The following is a 20,518-nucleotide window of genomic DNA, read 5'->3' as shown; positions in this document are numbered from 1 at the left end:
GTCAGGCCTGGGGCGTCTTGGGCTTGCGGCTGAAGCGCATGCCGGGAGCGGCCAGGGTGTCGGCATCGCCGCACCAGGCATAGGCCAGCAGCACCGGCTCGCGGTCCGCCGTGGTGATCGCGTGCATGTGCTGGGGCAGGTTGAGGACGATCGAGCCCGGGGCATAGACGCCGTTGTCATTCTCGCTCCAGTGACCCGAGAGCGACAGGTAGCTCTCCGTGATGCCGTAATGGCTGTGGGCAGGATAGGTCGTGCGCGGCGCGAAGAGAACCAGGCCGAGGGTCAGGGTCGGCGAGATGATCGGCCCCTTCGGCCCCATGATGTCGGCATAGGCGTAGCGCTCCATCAGGTAGCGCGGCATCCGCTCGTAGCCGTATTCCCAGGCGAGCTGGGACTGCACATTGCCGATCGCCCGCACCATGGAGCGCATGGAGCCGTCCAGCCCGTTGTCCAGCGCCCGCCCCAGATGGGCCGTTACCGGCTTGGCCGCCGGCTCGGGGAAGCGCACCGAGGTCTTGCCGGCCAGGATCTTGGCCAGCCGGTCGCGCACCTGCTTCATGTGGGAGCGGACCTTGCCGCTGCCGCCGGCCGAGCCTCGGCGGTAGGCATAGTCGAACTCGCGGGCGAGATAGACCCAGTCGTGCAGGCTGGAGAGCGGGCTGTGCCGCTCCTCCGTCCACTGCGCCCCTTGGTCGTCGGGGAGGCTCATGGTCCGCGCCCGGTCCGGCCGCCGCGCCCGCTAGGCCGCCAGCGGCTTGCCGTCCTCGACGCTCGGTCCGAGGCCGGCGACGGTGGTGCGGTGCATGACGCGGGGATACTTGCTCTCGTCCCAGGGCCGACCGCGGTGCAGCACCGCCCGGTTGTCCCACATGACCAGATCGCCATCCTGCCACCGGTGGGTATAGCAATGCTCCGGACGGGTCACGATCTCGGTCAGGCGGCGCAGCAGGGCGCGGCCCTTGTCCTCCGGCCAGCCCTCGATGTGGCTCGCATGGGCGCCGGCATAGACCGCCTTGCGGCCGTTCACGGGGTTGGTGCGCACCAGCTTCTGGCGCACCGCCGGCAGTTCCTTGCGGTCCTTGTCGGTCAGCAGCGACTTGTCGATCAGGCCGCGGCTGTAGAGGAAGTCGTGCACGGCGATCAGCGGCTCGTACTCGTTCTGCTCGGCCGCGGTCAGCGCGTCCCAGGCCGCCCGGCCCGAGGCGAACTCGGTCTCCCCGCCTTCCGGCGGCACGACGCGGCCGGACAGCATGGAGGCCTTGGCCGGCACCGGCTTGTAGGAGCTGTCCGTGTGCCACATCTGGTTGCCGGAGTTGAAGATCATCCGCTTGTCCTTCGGCGGGATCAGGTTTCCATCGGCATCCAGGTTGGAGAAGATGGCGATGGCCGTCCCCTCGCCGCCGGGATTGGAGGAGATCGTCGCCTCCAGATCGCCGAAGCGGCGCGAGAAGGCGGCCTGCTTGGCGTCGTCGATGCCGTGCTGGCCGCGGATCACCAGGACCGAATTGTCCTCGAAGGCGGTCTCGATGGCGACGAAATCGGCGTCGCTCAGGGTCCCGATGTCGATGCCGGTAACCTCAGCGCCGAGGACCGGCGTCAGCGGAGTGATCGACAAAGCCATGGGAGCCTCCTTTGACGGCCTTCTTTGTAAGCGCTGGAATGGTCCACCCGGCACCGAGGAACGGTCAAGGCCCGCTGTTTTCCGACCGGCGGTGCCGAAACGAAAAGCGCCGCCCCGGAAACCGGGACGGCGCCTGATACCGCGTGAAGGCAGGGACGGTTACTTGTAGCCGACCTCGTCATAGAGACGCTGGGCCAGCGGCTGGTTCTCGCCGAGCTTGGCAAGGTTCATGGTGTCCTGACGGAACAGGCCGAGACGCGCGACGGAGGAGCTGAGTTCCACGCCGGGGACCGCCGGGTACTCGTCGTTGCCGGCCGAGAAGTAGGCCTGCGCATTGTCGGATGCCAGGTACTCCAGGAACTTGATGGCGTTCTCCTTGTTCGGCGCGGTGGCGACGACGCCGGCACCGGAGATGTTCACATGGGCGCCGGTGGTGCTCTGGTTCGGGAACACCCAGCCGATCTTGGCGACCTCGTTTTCGTCCAGCCCCTTGACCTCTTTACGCATCGCACGAGCGAAGTAATAGGTGTTGGCCACGGCCACGCCGCACTCGCCCGAGGCGATGCCGCGAAGCTGGTCGGTGTCGCCGCCCTGGGGGTCACGGGCGCGGTTCTCGTAGACGCCGGCGGCCCAGTCCTTGGCCGCCTGCTCGCCCTTGTGCTCGATCTGCGCCGCCATCAGCGACAGCATGTAGATGTTCGAGCTGGACCGGGTGCAGACCATGCCCTTCAGCGCCGGATCGGCGAGGTCGTCATAGGTCTGAATCTGCGTCGGCGAGACCCGCGCCTTGTCGTAGAAGATGATCCGCGCACGCTGGGAGAAGCCGTACCACAGGCCGTCGGGATGGCGCAGGTAGGACGGGATGCGCGCCTCCAGGAACTCGGTGCTGACCGGCTGGAAGATGCCCATCTGCTCGGCCCGCCAGATGCGGCCGGCATCGACGGTCAGCAGCACGTCGGCGGGGCTGTTGCGGCCCTCGCTCTTGATGCGCTGAATCAGCTCGTCGGCGTCGCCCTCGATCCGGTTCAGGGTGATGCCGGTCTTCTCCTCGAAATCCGAATAGAGCCGCTCGTCGGTGTCGTAGTGCCGCGAGGAATAGAGATTGAGCTCGCCCGACGCCGCCGCGTCCTTGACGGCGATCCCGCCCATGACCGACACCACCGCCGCGGTCATCGCGATCCGCGCCAACAGTCCCGACACGCCGAACCGCCGGCTTCCTCCCAGTTTCGTCATTCTCGCTCTCCCTGAAGTCATCGCGCCCGTCGCCGGGCAGCGTCGCGTTGAGCCGGTTGCAGTACCGAACCCGGCACCTTCAGGAGCACTAATGAGAATGAATTGCACTGTCAACAAGAGCGACGAAACGCAGCAGACAACCTCACGGAACCGTGAGAATTCCATGAATTTTTAAGGGTTATATGCGGCGCCGATCAGTCGAGGCCGATGGCGGCGCAGAAGGTGATCCAGAGCCCCGACAGCCGGTAGGTGTCCGCAACCAGGGGCAGAACCGCCAGAGCAGCGGCCAGCATCACGGCGAAGGCGAGATAGAACACCGTGGTCAGCCGGCGGCCGCCCTCATCGGTTTCAGGACCGTCATCGATTTCAGCGTCGCGTCGTTCCGACATTGCCGACCTCCTGGCGACACTATATGGCGTCGTCGACGGGCTTCGCCACTGTGCGGTACCGCCGAAGGTGATGCCGCCGACCGAAAGCCGCGCCATGACAATCAACCCGATCTCGGTCCGCCTGTCGCTGTTCTATGCCGCCTATTTCGCGGTGGTCGGAATCATGCTGCCGTACTGGCCGGCCTGGCTGGAGAGCCGGGGCCTGTCGCCGGTGGCGATCGGTGCGGTGCTCTCGGTCGGGTTCTGGGTGAAGCTGGTGGCCCATCCGGTGCTGGCGACCGTGGCCGACGCAACGGGCACCCTGAAGCGGACCACCGTCCTGCTCGCCCTCGGCGGCCTCACGGTCTACGGCGCGTTCTGGTTCGCCGGGCCGTTCTGGAGCTATCTGGTCCTCGCCTTCCTGCTCGGCTTCACCGTCCAGAGCATCATGCCCCTGGGCGAGGCGCTGGCCCTGAGCGCCATCAAGCTGCGCGGCCTCGACTACGGTCCGATCCGGATCTGGGGCTCGGTCGCCTTCATCGTCGCCGCCTTCGCCGTGGGGGCCGCGACCGAGCGGTTCGGCGACCCGGTGATCCTGCCGCTGATCCTGGGCACCATGGTCGTGCTGATCGCGAGCTGCGTGTGGCTCCCGGGGCGTGGCGGCGAGGCGCGCAAACCCTGGTCCTGGGCTGCGGCGGCCCGGCTGGTCGCGAACCGCCGCTATCTGGTCTTCATCGCGGCCGCCGGCTGCGCCCAGGCGAGCCACGCGGTGTTCTACGGCTTCGGGACGATCTCCTGGCGGACGGTCGGATTCGGCGAAAGCGCCATCGGCATGCTCTGGTCGCTCGGCGTGGTGGCCGAGATCGTCGTCTTCGCCCTGGCCGCCCGGCTCGGACGCTTCGCCTCGGCCCCGGTCCTGCTGGCGGCCGCCGGCATCGGCGCGATGATCCGCTGGCCGCTGACCGCGGTCACCGATGACCTGATCGCGGTCGGCGCCCTGCAGCTCCTGCACGGCCTGACCTTCGGCGCCGCCCATCTGGGCGCCATGCGCTACCTGCAGGACAACGCGCCGGAGGGGCTGGAGGCCACGGCCCAGGCCTTCTACTACGCCCTGGTCTCCGGCGTGGTGATGGGACTGGCCATGCCGGTGGCCGGCTTCTTCTACGACGCCTACGGCCAGGCCGCCTATCTGACGATGGGGGTGCTGGGAGTGCTCGGTCTGGGGTTTTCCGCCGTTTTAGGGCGGATCTTGAAAGCCTAGGACTCCCCGCCGCGCACCGCCTTCATGAGAGGCGCCGCCCCGATCGCCGCCACGACCGACAGACCGGTCAGGCCGAAGGCCTTGAAGGTCACCCAGCCATCGGTGGACAGCGTGCGCCAGGCCACCTCGTTGGCGGCGGCCATGATGCAGAAGGCACAGATCCAGTAGATCGTCAGGTTGCGCCAGCCGGTGTCGTCCAACTCCAGCACCCCGTTCAGGATCGTGCGCAGGAAGTACTTGCGGATCAGCAGGCCGAAGGCGAGACCGGCGGCGATGAGCAGGGTCGCCACCGTCGGCTTGATCTTCAGGAAGAACGCGTCGTCGAACACCAGCGCCAGGCCGCCGAAGACCGACACCAGTACCGCGCCGATCACCGGCATCCACGGGATGCGTCGCTCGGTATAGACCGTGTAGGCGGTAGCAATGACGGTGGTGGCAACCAGCACCGCCGTGGCCGGCATGATCCCCCACACGTAATTGCAGACGAAGAACAGGATGAGGGGGCCGTACTCGGTCAGGGCCCGGGTCCGGGTCATCGCGGTCTCCTTCTGGTCAGGTCAGGCTCGTCGGGTCAAACGGATCGGATCAGGCGGCGCGGCGCGTGGACTCCGCCGGCACCAGCCCGGCGGCCTCCCGCAACACCGCCCCGGTGGCATCGTCGCCATACATGGTCTCGGACAGCCGGCGGCGCCACCCCCGGGCACCCGGAAGCCCCTGGAAAAGGCCGAGCATGTGCCGGCCGATGGATTTCACCGGCGTCCCCGCCTCGACCCGCATCCGGTCGGCATACTTGGCCATGGCGTCGACCACGGCGTGACGGTCCAGATCGGTCGGCGCCGCGCCATAGACCCGGGCATCGACCCCGGCCAGCATCCACGGGGTCTGATAGGCGGCCCGGCCGACCATCACCCCGTCGAGCCCGGCACCCTCGGCAATGGCGGCGTCCAGGTCGCCGAGCCCGCCGTTCAGCAGAATCTCCAGCTCCGGCCGGGCCGCCTTCAGCCGCCGGACCCGGTCGTAGTCAAGCGGCGGCACGTCCCGGTTCTCCTTCGGCGACAGACCCCGGAGCCAGGCCTTGCGGGCATGGATGATGATTGTGGCGCAGCCGGCGTCGACCACCCGGTCGACCAGCGCGTCCAGCGCCGTCTCCGGATCCTGGTCGTCGACGCCGATGCGGCATTTGACGGTGACCGGGATCGAGACCGCCGCGCGCATGGCCTCCACCACCTGAGCCACGGTCTCCGGCTCGCGCATCAGGCAGGCGCCGAACCGGCCGGACTGCACCCGGTCGGACGGACAGCCGACATTGACGTTCACCTCGGCATAGCCCCAGTCCTCGGCGATCCGCGCCGCCTCGGCCATGGCCCCGGGCTCCGATCCGCCGAGCTGCAGGGCGAGCGGATGTTCCTGCGCCGAATAGCCGATCAGCCGCCGCCGGTCGCCCAGGCGCACCGCGTCGGCGGTCACCATCTCGGTATAGAGCACCGCACGGCGCGTCAGCAGACGGTGGAACACGCGGCAGTGCCGGTCGGTCCAATCCATCATCGGCGCCACGGTAAAGCGGCGGTCCAGGGAAGCGGTCGTGTGCGTCATGGCGCGGGGTTTTACACGAAATCGAGTGTCGGCGTCAGCCCCAGCCGGTCAGGCGCCAGGTCGGGAGCGGCGGAACGCTCCTGGCCCCTTGCCGAACCGCGCCTTGAACCGCCTTGTAAAGGACGGCACCGAGCGATAGCCGCAGCGTTCGGCGATATCGTCCATCGACAGGGCCGTGTCGGACAGCAGGGCGCGGGCCTTGGCCAGGCGCCAGTCGGTCAGGTAGTCGATGGGCGTGGCACCCACCGTCTCGGCGAAACGCCGGGCGAAACCGGCCCGCGACAGAGCGGCGAGCCGGGCGAGATCCACCACCCGCCAGTCGCGCTCCGGCGCTCCGTGGATCGCCGCCAGCGCCCGGGACAGCGCCGGGTCGGTGAGCGCGGCGAGGAATCCGGCAGGCCGCCCGCCCGGCACACGGACGGAGCGCCGGGCCGCCTGGATCACCACGATCTCGATCAGCCGCGACAGGATCGCGGTGCCGCCCGGTCCGGCGAAATCCGCCTCCAGGTGCAGCAGCCGCAGCCCGGCCGCGGCCCAAGGCTCCGCCCCCAGGTCACCGGGCCGCAGCACGATCAGCGGCGGCAGGTCGCGCAGAACCGGATGGTCCAGGCTCTCGTCGAAGGCGCAGAAGCCGCAGAGCAGGCCGGCGGACGCCGCAGCGCAGCACGCCGTCGGATACCGCCCCCTGCGCCATCAGCTCCGCCAGCGAAACCGGCGTCGGGCTTGGGTCCGACGAAAGGATCTGCCGGGCGCCGTCGGGGATCAGCGCCACATCGCCGGGCGCGAGCGTCACCGGCTCCTGCCCCGACATGGACACCCGGCAGGTGCCATGACGTACAAGATGGAAGCGGATCCGCCGGGCCTCCGCCGGCACCTCGACCGCGAACCGACCGGAGAGCTCGGCGCGAAAATACAACGCGCTCGTCAGCCGCAGGGTCGAGAAGACATCGGAAAGCACATCATACTGATCCATAGAGGCAGTCTATTTGGACGATTGGATAAGAACAATCGACTGTCTGGCATTCTTTCCGACAACGGTATGGCTAGGCTCGCGGCGTCACCCTTGGAGGAACCCGATGACGCCAGATACCGCCCTCGCCCTGATCGGCTTCGCCTTCGTCATGTCGATATCGCCCGGTCCGGGCAATTTCCTGCTGCTGGCCTCCGGCGCCAATTTCGGCTTCCGGCGCACCTTTCCCACCGTGCTCGGCATCAGCCTGGGCTTCCTGTCGATGGTATTCCTGGTCGGCATCGGGCTGGGCGAAGTGCTCGACCGGTTTCCCGCCGTGACCCTCGCGCTCAAAATCGCCTGCGGCGCCTATGTGCTGTGGCTCGCCCTGAAGATCGGCCGCAGCCGGGCACTGGGCCCGTCGGCGCCGGACCGCATCGAGAAGCCGGTCACCTTCGTCCAGGCCGCCCTGTTCCAGCTGGTGAACCCCAAGGCCTGGGCGGTGGCGCTGATCCTGACCGTGTCCTACACGTCCGAGGCGGACTATCTCGCCAGCCTGGTGGCGATGATCGCGGTCTTCGCGGTGGTGAACATCCCTTCCATCAGCGTCTGGGCGATCTCCGGCACCGCCCTGCGCGGCGTGCTCGCCAAAGGCAACCGCATCGCGGCGTTCAACGTGGCCATGGCGGTGCTGCTGGTGGGCTCGATGCTGCCGGTGCTGCTGCGGGGGTGAGGGGTTTCTCTCTTCCCGCTTCTCCCACTGCCCGAATTTATTCCGGGGAGTGGGAGAAGAGCCCGGGGAGCGCGCGAATGGGGACAGCGCAGCGCGTTCACCCTTCCCGGATCGCCTTGATCGCCTCGCGGGCCAGTTCGTCGCAGCGTTCGTTCTCCGGGTGGCCGGCATGGCCCTTCACCCAGTGCCAGTCCACGTCGTGGCGCTGGGTCGCCGCGTCCAGACGTTCCCACAGGTCGCGGTTCTTCACCGGCTTCTTGTCGGCCGTCTTCCAGCCCCGCGCCTTCCAGGACTTCATCCACTTGGTGATGCCGTCGCGCACATAGGTGCTGTCGGTGGTCAGGTCCACCTGCATCCGCCGGGTCAGCGCCTCCAGGGCGGAGATCGCCGCCATCAGCTCCATACGGTTGTTGGTGGTCTCCGCCTCGCCGCCGGAAAGCTCTTTCACGTTGCCGCGCCAGCGCAGGATGGCGCCCCAGCCGCCGGGGCCGGGATTGCCGCTGCAGGCGCCGTCGGTGAAGACCTCGACTTTCTCGCCCGCCCCCTCCTCGCCGCTCATGTCAGGCCGTAGGCGGCGGGACCGGACACGCCCTGATGGAAGCGCAGTTTTTGGTGGTACTCCATCGGATCCTTCGGTTTCACCAGCGCCCCTTCGGGATGGTTGAGCCAGTCGTACAGGCGGGTCAGCAGGAAGCGGATCGCCGACCCGCGGGCCAGGATCGGCAGGGCCGCGCGCTCGGCGGCGCTCAGCGGCCGCACGCTCTCGTAGCCCATGACCAGATTGCGCGCCTTGGTCACGTTGAAACTGCCGTCGGTCTCGAAACACCAGGCGTTCAGGCAGATCGCCAGGTCGTAAGCCAGAATGTCGGTGCAGGCGAAATAGAAGTCGATGAAGCCGGACAGCGTGTCGCCGAGGAAGAACACGTTGTCGGGGAACAGGTCCGCATGGATCGTGCCCACCGGCAGGTCCCTGGGCCAGTGCGCCTCCAGATGATGCAGCTCCATGTTCAGCTGGTTATGCATCGCGTGGTAGATCTCGCGTTTCGGCAGATCGCAGCTGTCGAACAGCGGCCGCCAGCCGGCGACCGACAGGTTGTTCTCGCGCACCCGATCGTAATCGAGCCCGGCGACGTGCATCTCCGCCATGCCGGCGCCCAGTTCGCGGCAGCAGGACGGCCTGATCCGCCGCCGCCATACACCATCGACGAAGGTGACGATGGCCGCCGGCCGGCCGTTCAGCTCGCGCAGGGTGGCGCCGTCGCGGCCCGGCACCGGGCTGGGCACGTTCAGCCCCTTCTTCGCCAGATGGCGCATCAGCTCGATGAAGAACGGCAGGTCGTCCCGGTTCACCCGCTTCTCGTAGAGGGTGAGGATGAAGGTGTCGGCGGTGGTGCGGACCAGGAAGTTGGAGTTCTCGACCCCCTCGGCGATACCGGAGAAGGAGACCAGCTCACCCAGATCGTATTCGCCCAGGAAGGCTTCCAACTCCCCGTCGGAGATCTGCGTATACACCGCCATGTGCTTCAGGCCCTTCCGTCAGGCAGGCGCGACGGCGCGGGGCAGCTTGAAGCGGATGTCCTCGCGGGCGACCTCCACTTCCTCCACGCTCACGGTGAAATGCGCGCGGCAGACCTCGATCACCTGCTCGACCAGCAGCTCCGGCGCGGAGGCGCCGGCGGTGATGCCGAGCCGGCGCACACCGGCCAGCCAGGCCATGTCGAGATCCGCGGCCTTCTGGATCAGACGGGACTCGCCGCAGCCGGCGACCTTGCCGACCTCGACCAGCCGTTTGGAGTTGGAGGAGTTGGGGGCGCCGATCACCACCAGGGCGTCGACCTTGGGCGCGATCGCCTTCACCGCCTCCTGGCGGTTGGTGGTGGCGTAGCAGATGTCTTCCTTCTTCGGCGCGGCCACGTCCGGGAACCGCCGGCGCAGCACCTCGACGATCCGCGCGGTGTCGTCGACCGACAGGGTCGTCTGGGTGACGAAGGCGAGACCGCCGGCGCCGTCGGGCGGGGTGAAGCTCTCGGCCTGGGCCTCGTCCTCGACCAGGCTGATCGCCCCGTCGGGAAGCTGGCCCATGGTGCCGACGACCTCCGGATGGCCGGCATGGCCGATCAGGATGATGTGGCTGCCCATGCGGTGGTGACGCTCGGCCTCCAGATGCACTTTGCTGACCAGCGGGCAGGTGGCGTCGACATAGACCATCTCGCGCCGTGCCGCCTCGGCCGGTACCGATTTCGGCACGCCATGGGCGCTGAACACCACCGGCCGGTCGAGCGGACACTCGTCCAGTTCCTCGACGAAGACCGCGCCCTGGGCCTCCAGGCTCTCCACCACATGGCGGTTGTGCACGATCTCGTGGCGCACATAGACCGGCGCGCCCCATTTGTGCAGCGCCTGCTCGACGATCTGGATCGCCCGGTCCACGCCGGCGCAGAACCCGCGCGGGGCCGCGAGCACGATGGTCAGGGGCTGTTTCTGTTGCGCTGTCATCACGCCCCGTTTTCCGACGAATGCGGGGGTGCCGTCAATCGTCGCCGCATACGCCCCTCAATATGCCCGGTTCAATTGCGTGCGGCCTGGGGGCGGGCTATCGTCGGCGCCGGCGTTTTCCCGGCCGAAAGCGGGCCGGCGACCGACCCTTTTGCGACGGAACCTATAACGGACCCTGATGCGTTCAAACATTCTTCTGGCGGCGACCGCCGCGCTCGCCCTCTCCGCCTGCGCCAGCGACAAGCCGGTGGAGCGGCTCTGCCCGCCCGCGGCCGCCGTGGCCGGCGTCGAGCGGATGACCAGCTTCCGCCCCGGCGGCGGCCAGGACCTCACCGACGTGGCCTTCACCGCGCAGGTCGATTCCGTCGACTCGGTCTGCCAATACGGCGAAGACGGGGTCGAGGTGGCGATGAACGTGCTGCTGAGCGCCGAGCGCGGCCCGGCCGACACGACCCGGGAAGCCGACCTGAAGTATTTCGTGGCGATCGAGAACGGGCCCGGCAACTTCACGGCCAAGGAGATCTACGACGTCTCCCTGCCGTTCGAGGGCAACCGTCGGCGGGTCGGCATCGTGGAGGAGATCGACATCATGATTCCCACGCCGGCCGACAGCGATTTCTCGCAGATCCGGATCCTGATCGGCCTGCAGATCACCCCCGAACAGGTGCAGTACAACCAGCGCAACAAGGCCCGCTGAGCCGCTCCATTTCGCGGTCATCGCCTTGAAATAACGCGGAGAACTTGGTGTGGACCCGCCCGCGGGGTGGCGGTGTCCCTGCGGAGCCGCCGACCGGCCGGCCGCGCCCGGCGTGCCAAGAAGCGGTTGCAGATTCCGTTTCTTCGGCTACTCTCTGCGCCGTCATAACCCACGACCCTCGGGGGAGAGAGCGGCGGATCCGGCCGTTTCCTGAACTTCCCCGGATCGCGGCGCCGCCGAAGGAGCAACCGCCCCCGGAAACTCTCAGGCGCCCGTACCCCGAGGTGAGGTGACTCTGGAGAGCGGGCGAGCGATCGCCCCACCGACGAGGAAAGCCGCAGGCCATCGCGGTCAATCTTTCAGGTCTCGGGACAGAGAGGGGGTGTGCACCGGAATCCCGGTCGCATGCACCCTTTGTCACGGAGTCTCGATGACCGACGCCACGCTTCAGACCACCCCGCTCAATGCGCTCCACCGCGAGCTCGGCGCCAAGATGGTGCCCTTCGCCGGCTACGACATGCCGGTGCAGTTTCCCCTGGGCGTCCTGGGCGAGCACAGGCACACGCGGGTCAAGGCGGGACTATTCGACGTCTCCCATATGGGCCAGGTGCGGATCGACGGGGCCGGTTCCGATATAACGGGTGCCGCCCAGATCATGGAGACCCTGGTGCCGGGCGATATCGCCGGGCTCACCGCCGGGCGCATGCGCTACACCCAGTTCACCAATGCCGAGGGCGGGATTCTCGACGACCTGATGGTCACCCATGCCGGCGACCACCTGTTCGTCGTTGTCAACGCCGCCTGCAAGGATCAGGACATCGCCCTGATGAAGGCCGCGTTCGGCGGCTCGCTGAGCGTGCTGGAGGACCGGGCGCTGCTGGCGCTGCAGGGACCGGCGGCGGTCAGCGTGCTCGTCGAGTTGGCGCCCGAAGCGGCTGAGCTGACCTTCATGACCGGGGCGGCGATGGACGTGGCCGGCCTGCCCTGTTTCGTCACCCGGTCGGGCTATACCGGCGAGGACGGCTACGAGATCTCGGTGCCGGCCGACGGGGCCGAGGCCCTGGCCCGCAAACTGCTGGACCATGCCGATGTGGAGCCCATCGGCCTCGGCGCCCGCGATTCCCTGCGCTTGGAGGCCGGTCTGTGCCTCTACGGCCACGACATCGACACCACCACTTCGCCGGTGGAGGCTGCCCTGCTCTGGTCGATCGGCAAGCGCCGGCGCGAGGAAGGCGGCTTCCCGGGGGCCGCGCGCATCCAAAAGGAAATCGCCGAGGGCACCACGCGCAAGCGGGTCGGCCTGAAGCCGGAGGGCCGCGCCCCGGCGCGCGAAGGCACCGAGATCGTCGACGCGGACGGCGCCCCCATCGGCAAAGTCACCAGCGGCGGCTTCGGCCCCAGCGTCGAAGGCCCGGTCGCGATGGGCTACGTGGCCGGCGCCCACGCCGCCGTCGGCACCGCCGTCTCCCTGATGGTGCGCGGCAAGCCGCTGCCGGCGACGGTCGTCAAACTGCCTTTCGTTACTCCTGGATATAAACGCTAAAACAATCGCTTAGGAGCGGGACTATGGTTGTAAAGTACACCGAAGATCACGAGTGGGTCTCCGTCGACGGCGATGTCGGCACCGTCGGCATCACCGCCCACGCCCAGGAGCAGCTCGGCGACATCGTGTTCGTCGAACTGCCCGATGTGGGCAAGACCGTCGCCAAGGGCGACGAGGCCGGCGTGGTCGAATCCGTGAAGGCGGCGAGCGAGATCTACGCCCCGGTGGCCGGCGAGATCGTCGAGGTCAACGAGGCCCTGGCCGACGCGCCGGGCACCGCCAATTCCGACCCGACCGGGGCCGGCTGGTTCTTCAAGGTGAAGCTCAGCGATCCGTCGGAGCTGGACGGCCTGATGGACGAAGCCGCCTACAACGACCTGATCGGCTGAACCGAGCCCCCCTGAGCTCAGCCCCCCGAGCTGTGCCCCCTGAGCGCGTCCCCGCGTGGAGAGACCTATGACCGAGACCCGTATGACCGTCGAGCAGTTGCACGACCAGGCCGCCTTCATCGGCCGGCATATCGGACCGAGCCCGGACGAGAGCGCCGCCATGCTGGCCGCGCTCGGCTATGACAGCCTCGACGCCCTGAGCGATGCGGCCCTGCCCCGGTCGATCCATCTCGACCAGCCACTTGCCCTCGACGCCCCCAAGGGCGAGGCCGAGACACTGGCCGAACTGGCCGAGATGGCCGCCCAGAACAAGGTGGCGACCTCGCTGATCGGCATGGGCTACTACGACACGGTCACCCCGGCGGTCATCAAACGCAACGTGCTGGAGAACCCGTCCTGGTACACCGCCTACACGCCGTACCAGGCGGAGATCAGCCAGGGACGCTTGGAAGCCCTGCTGAACTTCCAGACCATGGTCGCCGACCTCACGGGCATGGACATCGCCAACGCCTCGCTTCTGGACGAGGGCACGGCGGCGGCGGAGGCCATGGCGCTGGGCCGCAAGCTGGCGAAGAACAAGGGTGCGGTCTTCTTCGTCTCCCAGCGGGTACATCCGCAGACCATCGACGTGCTGCGCACCCGGGCCGAGCCGATCGGCATCGAGATCGAGGTGGGCGACGAGTTCGCCGGCCTGCCGGCCGAGGCCTTCGGCTACCTGCTGCAGTATCCCGCGACCCGCGGGTCGGTGAACGACTACAAGGACATCGTCGAGCGGGCCCATGGCAACGGCGCCATCGTGGTGGTCGCCGCCGACCTGCTGGCGCTGACCCTGCTGACCCCGCCGGGCGAGTGGGGCGCCGATATCGTCGTCGGCACCACCCAGCGTTTCGGGGTGCCCATGGGCTTCGGCGGCCCACATGCCGCCTATTTCGCCACCCGCGACACCCATAAGCGCAATATGCCGGGCCGCATCGTCGGCGTGTCGGTCGACGCCGCCGGCCGTCCGGCTTACCGCCTCGCGCTGCAGACCCGCGAGCAGCATATCCGCCGCGAGAAGGCGACCTCCAACATCTGCACCGCCCAGGTGCTGCTGGCGGTCATCGCGTCGATGTACGCGGTCTATCACGGGCCCGACGGGCTGACCCGGATCGCCACACGGGTGAACCGCCTGGCCGCCATCCTGGCTGAGGGCCTGCGCCGGCTCGGCTACAAGCTGGACAGCGATGCCTTCTTCGACACCGTCACGGTCAAGGCGCCGGACGTCGCCGCGACCGTCTGGGAAGCCGCCCGGGTCGAGGGAATGAACCTGCGGTTCCTGGAAGGGGCGCTCGGCATCAGCCTGGACGAGACCTCCAACCGGCAGACGGTCGAGCGGATCTGGTCCTGCTTCTGGCAGGGTTCCAAGGCGGAGTTCACCTTCGACGAGATCGAGGCGGCGGTCGGCGAGCCGATCCCGCAGGAGCAGCGGCGGACGTCGGATTTCCTGACCCATCCCGTGTTCCACGAGAACCGGTCCGAGACCGAGATGCTGCGCTACCTGCGCCGCCTGTCGGACAAGGACATCGCGCTCGACCGCTCGATGATCCCGCTCGGCTCCTGCACCATGAAGCTGAACGCCACCACCGAGATGGTGCCGGTCACCTGGCCGGAATTCGCCAGCATCCATCCCTTCGCCCCGTCCGATCAGACCCAGGGCTACCTGCGGCTGATCGGCGAGCTTGAGCGGATGCTGGCCTCAGCCACCGGCTATGCCGCGGTGTCCGTGCAGCCGAATTCCGGCGCCCAGGGCGAGTATGCCGGGCTCCTGGTCATCCGCGCCTATCACCGGGCGCGCGGCGAGGCGCATCGCGACATCTGCCTGATCCCGTCCTCCGCCCACGGCACCAACCCGGCCTCCGCCGCGATGGCCGGCATGAAGGTGGTCGTGGTCGCCTGCGACGACAAAGGCAATGTCGACGTCGACGATCTGAAGGCCAAGGCCGAGGCCCATGCCGACAACCTGGCGGCGCTGATGATCACCTACCCGTCGACCCACGGCGTGTTCGAGGTGAAGGTCCGCGAGATCTGCCAGATCGTCCATGACAACGGCGGTCAGGTGTACACCGACGGCGCCAACCTGAACGCCCTGGTCGGGTTGTGCAGCCCGTGCGAGTTCGGCTCCGACGTCAGCCACATGAACCTGCACAAGACCTTCTGCATCCCCCATGGCGGCGGCGGCCCGGGCGTGGGCCCGATCGGCGTCGCCCAGCATCTGGTGCCGTTTCTGCCGGGCCACGAGGAGCTGGACAGCGGCGAGACCGCCATCGGCGCCATCTCCGCCGCGCCCTACGGTAGCGCCGGCATCCTGGCGATCAGCTGGGCCTATATCCGCATGATGGGCGCCGAGGGTCTGAAGAAGGCGACCCAGGCGGCGATCCTGAACGCCAACTACCTGGCAAAGCGGCTGTCCGACCACTACCCGGTGCTCTATGCCGGACCGGACGGGCTGGTGGCGCATGAGTGCATCATCGACCTGCGGCCGATCAAGGATGCCTGCGGCGTCAGCGTCGACGACGTGGCCAAGCGGCTGATGGATTACGGCTTCCACGCCCCGACCATGAGCTTCCCGGTGGCCGGGACCCTGATGATCGAGCCGACCGAGAGCGAGAGCAAGGCGGAGATCGACCGGTTCTGCGACGCCATGATCGCCATCCGCGAGGAGATCCGGGCGGTGGAGACCGGCAAGATGGACGTGGAGGCCTCGGCCCTGCGCAACGCCCCGCATACCAGCGACGACCTGCTGGCGGATGCCTGGGACCGGCCCTACAGCCGGCGTCAGGCGGCCTTCCCGCTGGCGGGCATGGAGGCGTCGAAGTACTGGCCGCCGGTGTCGCGCATCGACAACGTGTACGGCGACCGTCACGTCATCTGCACCTGCCCGCCGATCGAGGCCTATCAGGACGCGGCGGAGTAATCCGCCGGTTCCGCCTGGTACCATCGGCCTCGCCTCACACCGTCATCCCGGCGGCCTCCGGACCTGATCCGGCGGTCGACCGGGAGCCGGCTGCGGCAGGAGTTCGGCGTGTTTGACGCTTGGGCGGCTAAGCCGCCGCCCGCTCCCCGGCCGCCGCCCGACCGAGGATCATGTCGGCCGCCTTCTCGGCGATCATCATGGTCGGGGCGTTGGTGTTGCCGCCGATCAGCCGCGGCATGATCGACGCGTCGACCACCCGCAGCCCCTCCACCCCGTGCACCTTCAGCTCCTGATCGACCACCGCGTCCGGGTCGCTGCCCATGCGGCAGGTGCCGACCGGGTGGTAGATCGTCTCCGAGATCCGCCGGACATAGGCGTCGATCTGCTCGTCCGTCGCCACCGACGGGCCGGGGTTCAGCTCATCGCCGCGCCAGCGGTCGAAGGCCGACTGCGCCACCCAGCCGCGCGCCATGCGCAGCCCGTCGCGGAACACTTTCCGGTCGTTCTCCGTGGCGTAGTAGTTGGCGAAGATCCGGATCTTCGCCGCCGGATCGGCCGAGGCCAGTTCCAGATGACCCCGGCTCTCCGGGCGGAGCTGGCACATGCGGATGGTGAATCCGTCCTGGTCCATCCGGTCCTTCCACAGGTGCCAGAGCCAGGGCAGCCGCACCCGCTTGGCCCCCAGGCCGATCAGCATGTGCCACTGCATGTCCGGCATTTCCAGTTCGGGTCGGGTCTTCACGAAGGCCCCGCCCTCCGCCGGGAAGGTCGCCGCCGGGCCGGTGCGGAACAGCGCCGCCTGGGCCATGGCCAGGGCCGCCCGATCGAGCCGGATCAGGCTGTGCAGGGTCACCGGCTCCGGACAGGCGTATTGCAGCGGGATGTCCAGATGGTCCTGCAGGTTGCGGCCGACCCCGGGCAGATCGTGCAGCGGGGCGATCCCACGGCTCTTCAGATGGTCCGCCGGACCGATGCCCGAGAGCATCAGCACCTGGGGCGAGTTCAGCGAGCCGCCGGCCAGGATCACCTCGCGCCTAGCATGCACCCGTTCCAGCGAGCCGCCCCGGGCGTATTCCACACCGGTCGCACGTCCGCCCTCCAGCACCACCCGATGGGTCAGGGCCGAGGTCTCCACCGTCAGGTTGGAGCGGTTCATCGCCGGGCGCAGGTAGCACACCGCCGCACTGGCCCGCCGTCCGTCATGGATGGTGAAGTCGTAGCGGCAGACCCCTTCCTGCTCCGGGCCGTTGCAATCGTCGATCCGGGTCATGCCGGCCTGCACCCCGGCGGCGACGAAGGCGTCGTAAAGCGGGTTGTCGCCGCGCCCGCGCTGCACCTTCAGCGGGCCGGACGTGCCGTGCAGCGCGTCGGCCCGTCGGTCCACATGGCCTTCGGAGCGCTTGAAATAGGGCAGCACGTCGTCCCAGGCCCAGCCCCGGTTGCCGAGCTGCGCCCAGGTGTCGTAGTCGCGCGGATGGCCGCGCACGTAGATCATCGAGTTGATGGAGGACGACCCGCCCAGGACCTTGCCGCGCGGCCAGTAGAGCTTGCGGTTGTCCAGATGCGGCTCCGGCTCGGTCCAGTAGCCCCAGGAGTGCATGGACGAGCGCACCAGCTTGCCGGTGCCGAGCGGGATATGGATCAGCGGGTTCCAGTCCTTGCCGCCTGCTTCCAGCAGAAGCACCGAGACGTCCGGATCCGCACTCAGCCGGTTGGCGAGCACGCAGCCCGCCGATCCGGCTCCGACGATGATGTAATCGACCTCGCGCATGCCGGAAGTGTGGCGCGGGGCGGTCGGGCGCTCAATGGGGAAAGATGCGGTCGCCGCGAGAGCCCTCGATAACGAAAAGGCCCCTATCAGGTGATGCCCAGGACGGCGTCGATACGGCTCTTCAGAGACTTCAGGGTCGGCGGTTTGACGATGAAGGCATCGACGCCGAGCTTTACGGCTTCCTGGACGGTCGCGGATTCATTGTGGGTCGTCAGGAACACGACCGGGATCTCCCGGACCTTGAGCATCCGGGTACGGCGTAGCGCTCGCAGAAACGTCATCCCGTCCATCGGCATCATCTCGATATCGCAGACGATGACGTCGGGCAGCTTGTCCATACAGGCCCGTAACCCGGTCTCTCCGTCCTCAGCATCGCGGACCGAGGCGAAACCAAGGACCTTCAAGGCCTGGACCGTAATCTTGCGTTGGATCTCGTCGTCCTCGATCACAAGGGCATCGAGTTCCAGATATGCGTCATCCATCGTTCGTCCCATTATCCGCGACCGCCCCCAGGCGCGTCTGCAGCCTGATTGCCACCGCATTAGCCGCTTGCTCGAAAGCGGTCCAGGCTTCGGCATCGTCGTCATGTTCCAAGCGCTCGCACGCGGCCGCCAGGCCCGCGGCCCCGACCGCGGCCGCGGCCCCGCGCAAGGCATGGGCCATCCTGTGGCGGGTCGCCGCATCCGCCACCGCAAGCTCGTGTCGATCGGTTTCCAGCCGCCGGGCGAAATCGCGCAGCAGATGGTCGACCATCTCCCGATCGCCGCCGCTCAGCTCTTCCAATGCTGAGGTATCAAGCACCGAGGTTTTGTCATCTCCGTCATCTGCCAGAGGGGGCATCACAGCGACAGCCGCGCTGCCCCGCTCCGCCGCTACCAGGGCCGCCGCCAGACCGTCGAGCTGCACCGGTTTGACGAGCACCTGTCTCACCCCCGCCTGGCGGGCCGTCTCGATCTCCTCGGGCATCCCGGACGCCGTCAGCATGATCACCGGCGGGTGATCCCGCCCGCTTTCGCGCAGGGCCCGAACCAGCCCCAATCCATCAAGGCGCGGCATGTGCCAGTCGGTGATGATGAGATCCCAGACTCCGGGATTGCCACTCCATTCCGCGAGGGCCGCCGCCCCATCCTCGACAACTCTGGTCGCGCACCCGAGCCGATCCAACTGCCGGCCGATCACCCAGCGCAGGGTTGCGTCGTCTTCCGCCACAAGCACGCGCAGATGCGCACTCGGCGCACGGTGCGATGGTTCGACGCCAGCGTCCTCAATGGCGGTCGCCGGCAACGGTATCGCCAAGCGAAAGGTGCTGCCCTGTCCGGGCGCGCTGGTCACCGACAGCGTCCCGCCCATGAGCTCCGCCAGTTGTCGCGAGACCGTCAGTCCCAGGCCCGTACCGCCGAACCGCCGGGTGGTACCGCGATCCGCCTGCTCGAACGGATGGAAGAGGCGGTTGGCCGACCCCGACGAAATGCCGATGCCGGTGTCCGACACCTCAATCCGGACCCAGTCGGCCCGGTCGGCCTCAGGGACGGCCGACACCGTGATGCTGCCGGTCTCGGTGAACTTGAGGGCGTTGCCGAGGAGATTCCCCAAGATCTGTTCGATCCGCGCACTGTCGCCGATCACCGCCTTGGGAAGGGCGTCATCGATGTGAACAGTCAGGCTCAACCCCTTGGCGCTGGCCGCCGACGAGAACAGCTCGATAACAGCGCGCATGGATGACGCGAAGACGAACGGCTTCGGGTCGATGTCCAGCTTACCGGCCTCGATCTTCGACTGGTCGAGAAGCTGGTTCAGCAGGCTCAGCAGGGACGTCGCCGATCTACGGACAACGCCGGCCATCGTTTTCTGCTCGGGGTTCAGGCCGGACTCTTCCAAGAGTTCCGTAGTTGCCAAAATGCCGGTCATGGGGGTTCGGATTTCGTGGCTGACCGTCGCCAGAAACGACGACTTGGCGCGGTTGGCGGATTCGGCGCTCTGTCGGGCCTGCGCCAGAATGGTCTCGCGTTCCAGTCGATAAGCCAGAGTCCGACGGGCGAAGATCACGGCGATCACCGCGGCGGCGGCGATCAGGGCAATACCGGCCGTCGACGCATAGAACCCGATCCGCGCGTAGCTATGGGCGCTGTCGGTAACGTCCAGATAGGTCTCGAACGCGCCGATGACACGGCGGTCGGTCTCTTCGCCGGCGAAGACCGGCACATAGGTTTCGGCCACGACGGTCTGTGTGACGGCACGCGTCATGCCCGGCTCCACCGTCCCGGATTCGCCGGACGCCTGATGTTCGATGGTGGCGTGAACGCGGCCGCGCAACACGGAATCCACCCAATAGGGGGAGCGGTTGACGGACCCGAGATCCGTCGGATCGCTGGCGGCGATCGCCGTCCCTGCAGCATCGAAGATGATGAACTTCTCCAATCCGCCGATACGAGAGGCAAGCGCGATCGTGGATCGGTCCTTCTGGGACAGTTGCCCGCCTTCAAAAACCTGATCGACCGATTCCAGCACGGAGATCAGCGCCGATGACCAAGTCTCGCCCCGTGCGATCGCATCGGCTTCCAGTTGGGTCGTCTGAATGCGGTTGATGGCCAGCACAAGCAGGATCGCCGTGATCGTCAGGATCGCCACCACGATGGCGGCGAGCGCACCGGGGTGCCGTCCGATGAACGGTACGGCGGCCGGGTCTGCGCTGTTCTGTTTCATGGGCACGGGCATCGGTGCTCGCATGCGTGGGGGTCGGAGAGCCTCCAGTATCGGATGCCGCAACTAATAGCCCAGGTGACGGCCTTCGCTTTGACCTTGATCAAGGTCGAGCGCCCCGTCGGTCGTCGCGTCAACCGAGATCTCGGCTGACGACCTTCAGGTCGGACTTCACGTCGCGCGGGTGGCGGACGCCTTCGGAGCGGGCAAC

20 protein-coding genes and 2 riboswitches are annotated in these 20,518 nt (G+C 67.8%); of the genes, 6 read left to right on the top strand and 14 right to left on the bottom strand.

Annotation, left to right across the window (positions count from 1 at the left end):
- Nucleotide 1 precedes the first annotated feature (1 nt).
- The 4 genes from BLS34_RS05965 to BLS34_RS05950 all read right to left on the bottom strand — a co-directional run bounded on the left by BLS34_RS05965 (nucleotide 2) and on the right by BLS34_RS05950 (nucleotide 3,243).
- A complete protein-coding gene (locus BLS34_RS05965) occupies nucleotides 2-709 on the bottom strand; it encodes a dimethylsulfonioproprionate lyase family protein (RefSeq protein ID WP_093148906.1) in 708 nt (235 codons plus the stop codon).
- Nucleotides 710-739: 30 nt separating this feature from the next.
- Entirely contained in the window at nucleotides 740-1,621 is an 882-nt protein-coding gene (locus BLS34_RS05960; RefSeq protein WP_093148904.1) for a TauD/TfdA dioxygenase family protein, read from the bottom strand.
- Between the two features lie 159 nt (nucleotides 1,622-1,780).
- Nucleotides 1,781-2,854 (bottom strand): Fe(3+) ABC transporter substrate-binding protein, encoded by a 1,074-nt coding sequence (locus BLS34_RS05955; protein WP_175474119.1) that lies wholly within the window; start codon nucleotides 2,852-2,854, stop codon nucleotides 1,781-1,783.
- Nucleotides 2,855-3,048: 194 nt separating this feature from the next.
- Nucleotides 3,049-3,243: a hypothetical protein gene (locus BLS34_RS05950; RefSeq protein WP_028795578.1), complete on the bottom strand. Its 195-nt coding sequence runs from the start codon at nucleotides 3,241-3,243 to the stop codon at nucleotides 3,049-3,051.
- Between the two features lie 94 nt (nucleotides 3,244-3,337).
- Here BLS34_RS05950 and BLS34_RS05945 point away from each other — a divergent pair, with 94 nt between their 5' ends.
- Nucleotides 3,338-4,483: an MFS transporter gene (locus BLS34_RS05945; protein ID WP_175474118.1), complete on the top strand. Its 1,146-nt coding sequence runs from the start codon at nucleotides 3,338-3,340 to the stop codon at nucleotides 4,481-4,483.
- Here the strand turns inward: BLS34_RS05945 and BLS34_RS05940 are convergent.
- Genes BLS34_RS05940 through BLS34_RS26170 form a run of 4 tightly spaced genes read right to left on the bottom strand, consistent with a single transcriptional unit; the run spans nucleotide 4,480 to nucleotide 7,049 of the window.
- Nucleotides 4,480-5,019 carry an inner membrane-spanning protein YciB gene (locus BLS34_RS05940; RefSeq protein WP_028795580.1) on the bottom strand — a complete coding sequence of 180 codons (540 nt, stop codon included), beginning with the start codon at nucleotides 5,017-5,019 and terminating at the stop codon, nucleotides 4,480-4,482. The two genes, BLS34_RS05945 and BLS34_RS05940, sit on opposite strands and share 4 nt — an antisense overlap.
- Nucleotides 5,020-5,068: 49 nt before the next feature.
- A complete protein-coding gene (gene dusA / locus BLS34_RS05935) occupies nucleotides 5,069-6,076 on the bottom strand; it encodes a tRNA dihydrouridine(20/20a) synthase DusA (protein ID WP_093148900.1) in 1,008 nt (335 codons plus the stop codon).
- Nucleotides 6,077-6,124: 48 nt separating this feature from the next.
- Nucleotides 6,125-6,670 (bottom strand): helix-turn-helix transcriptional regulator, encoded by a 546-nt coding sequence (locus tag BLS34_RS26630; RefSeq protein WP_281241202.1) that lies wholly within the window; start codon nucleotides 6,668-6,670, stop codon nucleotides 6,125-6,127.
- On the bottom strand, nucleotides 6,630-7,049 hold the full coding sequence (locus BLS34_RS26170; protein ID WP_215906047.1) for a cupin domain-containing protein: 420 nt from the start codon (nucleotides 7,047-7,049) through the stop codon (nucleotides 6,630-6,632). The genes BLS34_RS26630 and BLS34_RS26170 overlap by 41 nt, the downstream gene beginning before the upstream one ends.
- A 103-nt stretch (nucleotides 7,050-7,152) precedes the next feature.
- Here BLS34_RS26170 and BLS34_RS05925 point away from each other — a divergent pair, with 103 nt between their 5' ends.
- On the top strand, nucleotides 7,153-7,758 hold the full coding sequence (locus tag BLS34_RS05925) for a LysE family translocator (RefSeq protein WP_028795582.1): 606 nt from the start codon (nucleotides 7,153-7,155) through the stop codon (nucleotides 7,756-7,758).
- Nucleotides 7,759-7,855: 97 nt separating this feature from the next.
- Here BLS34_RS05925 and rnhA read toward each other — a convergent pair whose 3' ends face one another.
- The 3 genes from rnhA to ispH are packed head-to-tail and all read right to left on the bottom strand — an operon-like array spanning nucleotide 7,856 to nucleotide 10,254.
- Nucleotides 7,856-8,317: a ribonuclease HI gene (gene rnhA / locus BLS34_RS05920; protein ID WP_028795583.1), complete on the bottom strand. Its 462-nt coding sequence runs from the start codon at nucleotides 8,315-8,317 to the stop codon at nucleotides 7,856-7,858.
- The gene (locus BLS34_RS05915) at nucleotides 8,314-9,276 is read right to left on the bottom strand and encodes a homoserine kinase (RefSeq protein ID WP_028795584.1); all 963 of its coding nucleotides are present in this window, start codon (nucleotides 9,274-9,276) and stop codon (nucleotides 8,314-8,316) included. Before BLS34_RS05915 ends, rnhA begins: the two co-directional genes overlap by 4 nt.
- A gap of 18 nt (nucleotides 9,277-9,294) precedes the next feature.
- Nucleotides 9,295-10,254 carry a 4-hydroxy-3-methylbut-2-enyl diphosphate reductase gene (gene ispH, locus BLS34_RS05910; protein WP_093148898.1) on the bottom strand — a complete coding sequence of 320 codons (960 nt, stop codon included), beginning with the start codon at nucleotides 10,252-10,254 and terminating at the stop codon, nucleotides 9,295-9,297.
- A gap of 178 nt (nucleotides 10,255-10,432) precedes the next feature.
- Here ispH and BLS34_RS05905 point away from each other — a divergent pair, with 178 nt between their 5' ends.
- The 4 genes from BLS34_RS05905 to gcvP all read left to right on the top strand — a co-directional run bounded on the left by BLS34_RS05905 (nucleotide 10,433) and on the right by gcvP (nucleotide 15,836).
- Complete coding sequence (locus BLS34_RS05905; RefSeq protein WP_051245010.1) at nucleotides 10,433-10,951, top strand: hypothetical protein; 519 nt, start codon at nucleotides 10,433-10,435, stop codon at nucleotides 10,949-10,951.
- A gap of 171 nt (nucleotides 10,952-11,122) precedes the next feature.
- Nucleotides 11,123-11,241: riboswitch (glycine riboswitch) on the top strand.
- 3 nt (nucleotides 11,242-11,244) lie between these two features.
- Nucleotides 11,245-11,328: riboswitch (glycine riboswitch) on the top strand.
- 53 nt (nucleotides 11,329-11,381) lie between these two features.
- Nucleotides 11,382-12,494, top strand: a complete 1,113-nt coding sequence (gcvT, locus tag BLS34_RS05900) for a glycine cleavage system aminomethyltransferase GcvT (RefSeq protein WP_093148897.1) — start codon at nucleotides 11,382-11,384, stop codon at nucleotides 12,492-12,494.
- Between the two features lie 23 nt (nucleotides 12,495-12,517).
- Complete coding sequence (gene gcvH / locus BLS34_RS05895) at nucleotides 12,518-12,883, top strand: glycine cleavage system protein GcvH (protein ID WP_028795587.1); 366 nt, start codon at nucleotides 12,518-12,520, stop codon at nucleotides 12,881-12,883.
- Nucleotides 12,884-12,950: 67 nt separating this feature from the next.
- On the top strand, nucleotides 12,951-15,836 hold the full coding sequence (gene gcvP, locus BLS34_RS05890; RefSeq protein ID WP_093148894.1) for an aminomethyl-transferring glycine dehydrogenase: 2,886 nt from the start codon (nucleotides 12,951-12,953) through the stop codon (nucleotides 15,834-15,836).
- A gap of 127 nt (nucleotides 15,837-15,963) precedes the next feature.
- On the opposite strand, the gene BLS34_RS05885 is transcribed toward gcvP, so the two are convergent.
- From BLS34_RS05885 to BLS34_RS05875, 3 genes are all read right to left on the bottom strand, one after another.
- Entirely contained in the window at nucleotides 15,964-17,607 is a 1,644-nt protein-coding gene (locus BLS34_RS05885; RefSeq protein WP_093148893.1) for a GMC family oxidoreductase, read from the bottom strand.
- Nucleotides 17,608-17,693: 86 nt separating this feature from the next.
- Nucleotides 17,694-18,089 carry a response regulator gene (locus tag BLS34_RS05880; RefSeq protein WP_038015183.1) on the bottom strand — a complete coding sequence of 132 codons (396 nt, stop codon included), beginning with the start codon at nucleotides 18,087-18,089 and terminating at the stop codon, nucleotides 17,694-17,696.
- Nucleotides 18,082-20,310, bottom strand: coding sequence for an ATP-binding protein (locus BLS34_RS05875; protein ID WP_175474117.1), 2,229 nt, complete (start codon nucleotides 20,308-20,310; stop codon nucleotides 18,082-18,084). The genes BLS34_RS05880 and BLS34_RS05875 overlap by 8 nt, the downstream gene beginning before the upstream one ends.
- Nucleotides 20,311-20,518: the final 208 nt, after the last annotated feature.

The organism is Thalassobaculum litoreum DSM 18839 (assembly GCF_900102465.1).
In the GTDB taxonomy this organism is placed as follows: domain Bacteria; phylum Pseudomonadota; class Alphaproteobacteria; order Thalassobaculales; family Thalassobaculaceae; genus Thalassobaculum; species Thalassobaculum litoreum.
Note: the sequence above shows the minus strand (reverse complement) of the source record. Positions and strands in the feature narration are given on the sequence as shown.

Coding starts and splice junctions, on each gene's coding strand:
- BLS34_RS05965 (WP_093148906.1), bottom strand. CDS start 709: ATGAGCCTCCCCGACGACCAAGGGGCGCAGTGGACGGAGGAGCGGCAC.
- gcvH (WP_028795587.1), top strand. CDS start 12,518: ATGGTTGTAAAGTACACCGAAGATCACGAGTGGGTCTCCGTCGACGGC.
- BLS34_RS05885 (WP_093148893.1), bottom strand. CDS start 17,607: ATGCGCGAGGTCGATTACATCATCGTCGGAGCCGGATCGGCGGGCTGC.
- dusA (WP_093148900.1), bottom strand. CDS start 6,076: ATGACGCACACGACCGCTTCCCTGGACCGCCGCTTTACCGTGGCGCCG.
- ispH (WP_093148898.1), bottom strand. CDS start 10,254: ATGACAGCGCAACAGAAACAGCCCCTGACCATCGTGCTCGCGGCCCCG.
- BLS34_RS05955 (WP_175474119.1), bottom strand. CDS start 2,854: ATGACGAAACTGGGAGGAAGCCGGCGGTTCGGCGTGTCGGGACTGTTG.
- gcvT (WP_093148897.1), top strand. CDS start 11,382: ATGACCGACGCCACGCTTCAGACCACCCCGCTCAATGCGCTCCACCGC.
- BLS34_RS05880 (WP_038015183.1), bottom strand. CDS start 18,089: ATGGATGACGCATATCTGGAACTCGATGCCCTTGTGATCGAGGACGAC.
- BLS34_RS05905 (WP_051245010.1), top strand. CDS start 10,433: ATGCGTTCAAACATTCTTCTGGCGGCGACCGCCGCGCTCGCCCTCTCC.
- rnhA (WP_028795583.1), bottom strand. CDS start 8,317: ATGAGCGGCGAGGAGGGGGCGGGCGAGAAAGTCGAGGTCTTCACCGAC.
- BLS34_RS05915 (WP_028795584.1), bottom strand. CDS start 9,276: ATGGCGGTGTATACGCAGATCTCCGACGGGGAGTTGGAAGCCTTCCTG.
- BLS34_RS05950 (WP_028795578.1), bottom strand. CDS start 3,243: ATGTCGGAACGACGCGACGCTGAAATCGATGACGGTCCTGAAACCGAT.
- BLS34_RS05960 (WP_093148904.1), bottom strand. CDS start 1,621: ATGGCTTTGTCGATCACTCCGCTGACGCCGGTCCTCGGCGCTGAGGTT.
- BLS34_RS05925 (WP_028795582.1), top strand. CDS start 7,153: ATGACGCCAGATACCGCCCTCGCCCTGATCGGCTTCGCCTTCGTCATG.
- BLS34_RS26170 (WP_215906047.1), bottom strand. CDS start 7,049: ATGGATCAGTATGATGTGCTTTCCGATGTCTTCTCGACCCTGCGGCTG.
- BLS34_RS05875 (WP_175474117.1), bottom strand. CDS start 20,310: ATGAAACAGAACAGCGCAGACCCGGCCGCCGTACCGTTCATCGGACGG.
- BLS34_RS05945 (WP_175474118.1), top strand. CDS start 3,338: ATGACAATCAACCCGATCTCGGTCCGCCTGTCGCTGTTCTATGCCGCC.
- BLS34_RS05940 (WP_028795580.1), bottom strand. CDS start 5,019: ATGACCCGGACCCGGGCCCTGACCGAGTACGGCCCCCTCATCCTGTTC.
- gcvP (WP_093148894.1), top strand. CDS start 12,951: ATGACCGAGACCCGTATGACCGTCGAGCAGTTGCACGACCAGGCCGCC.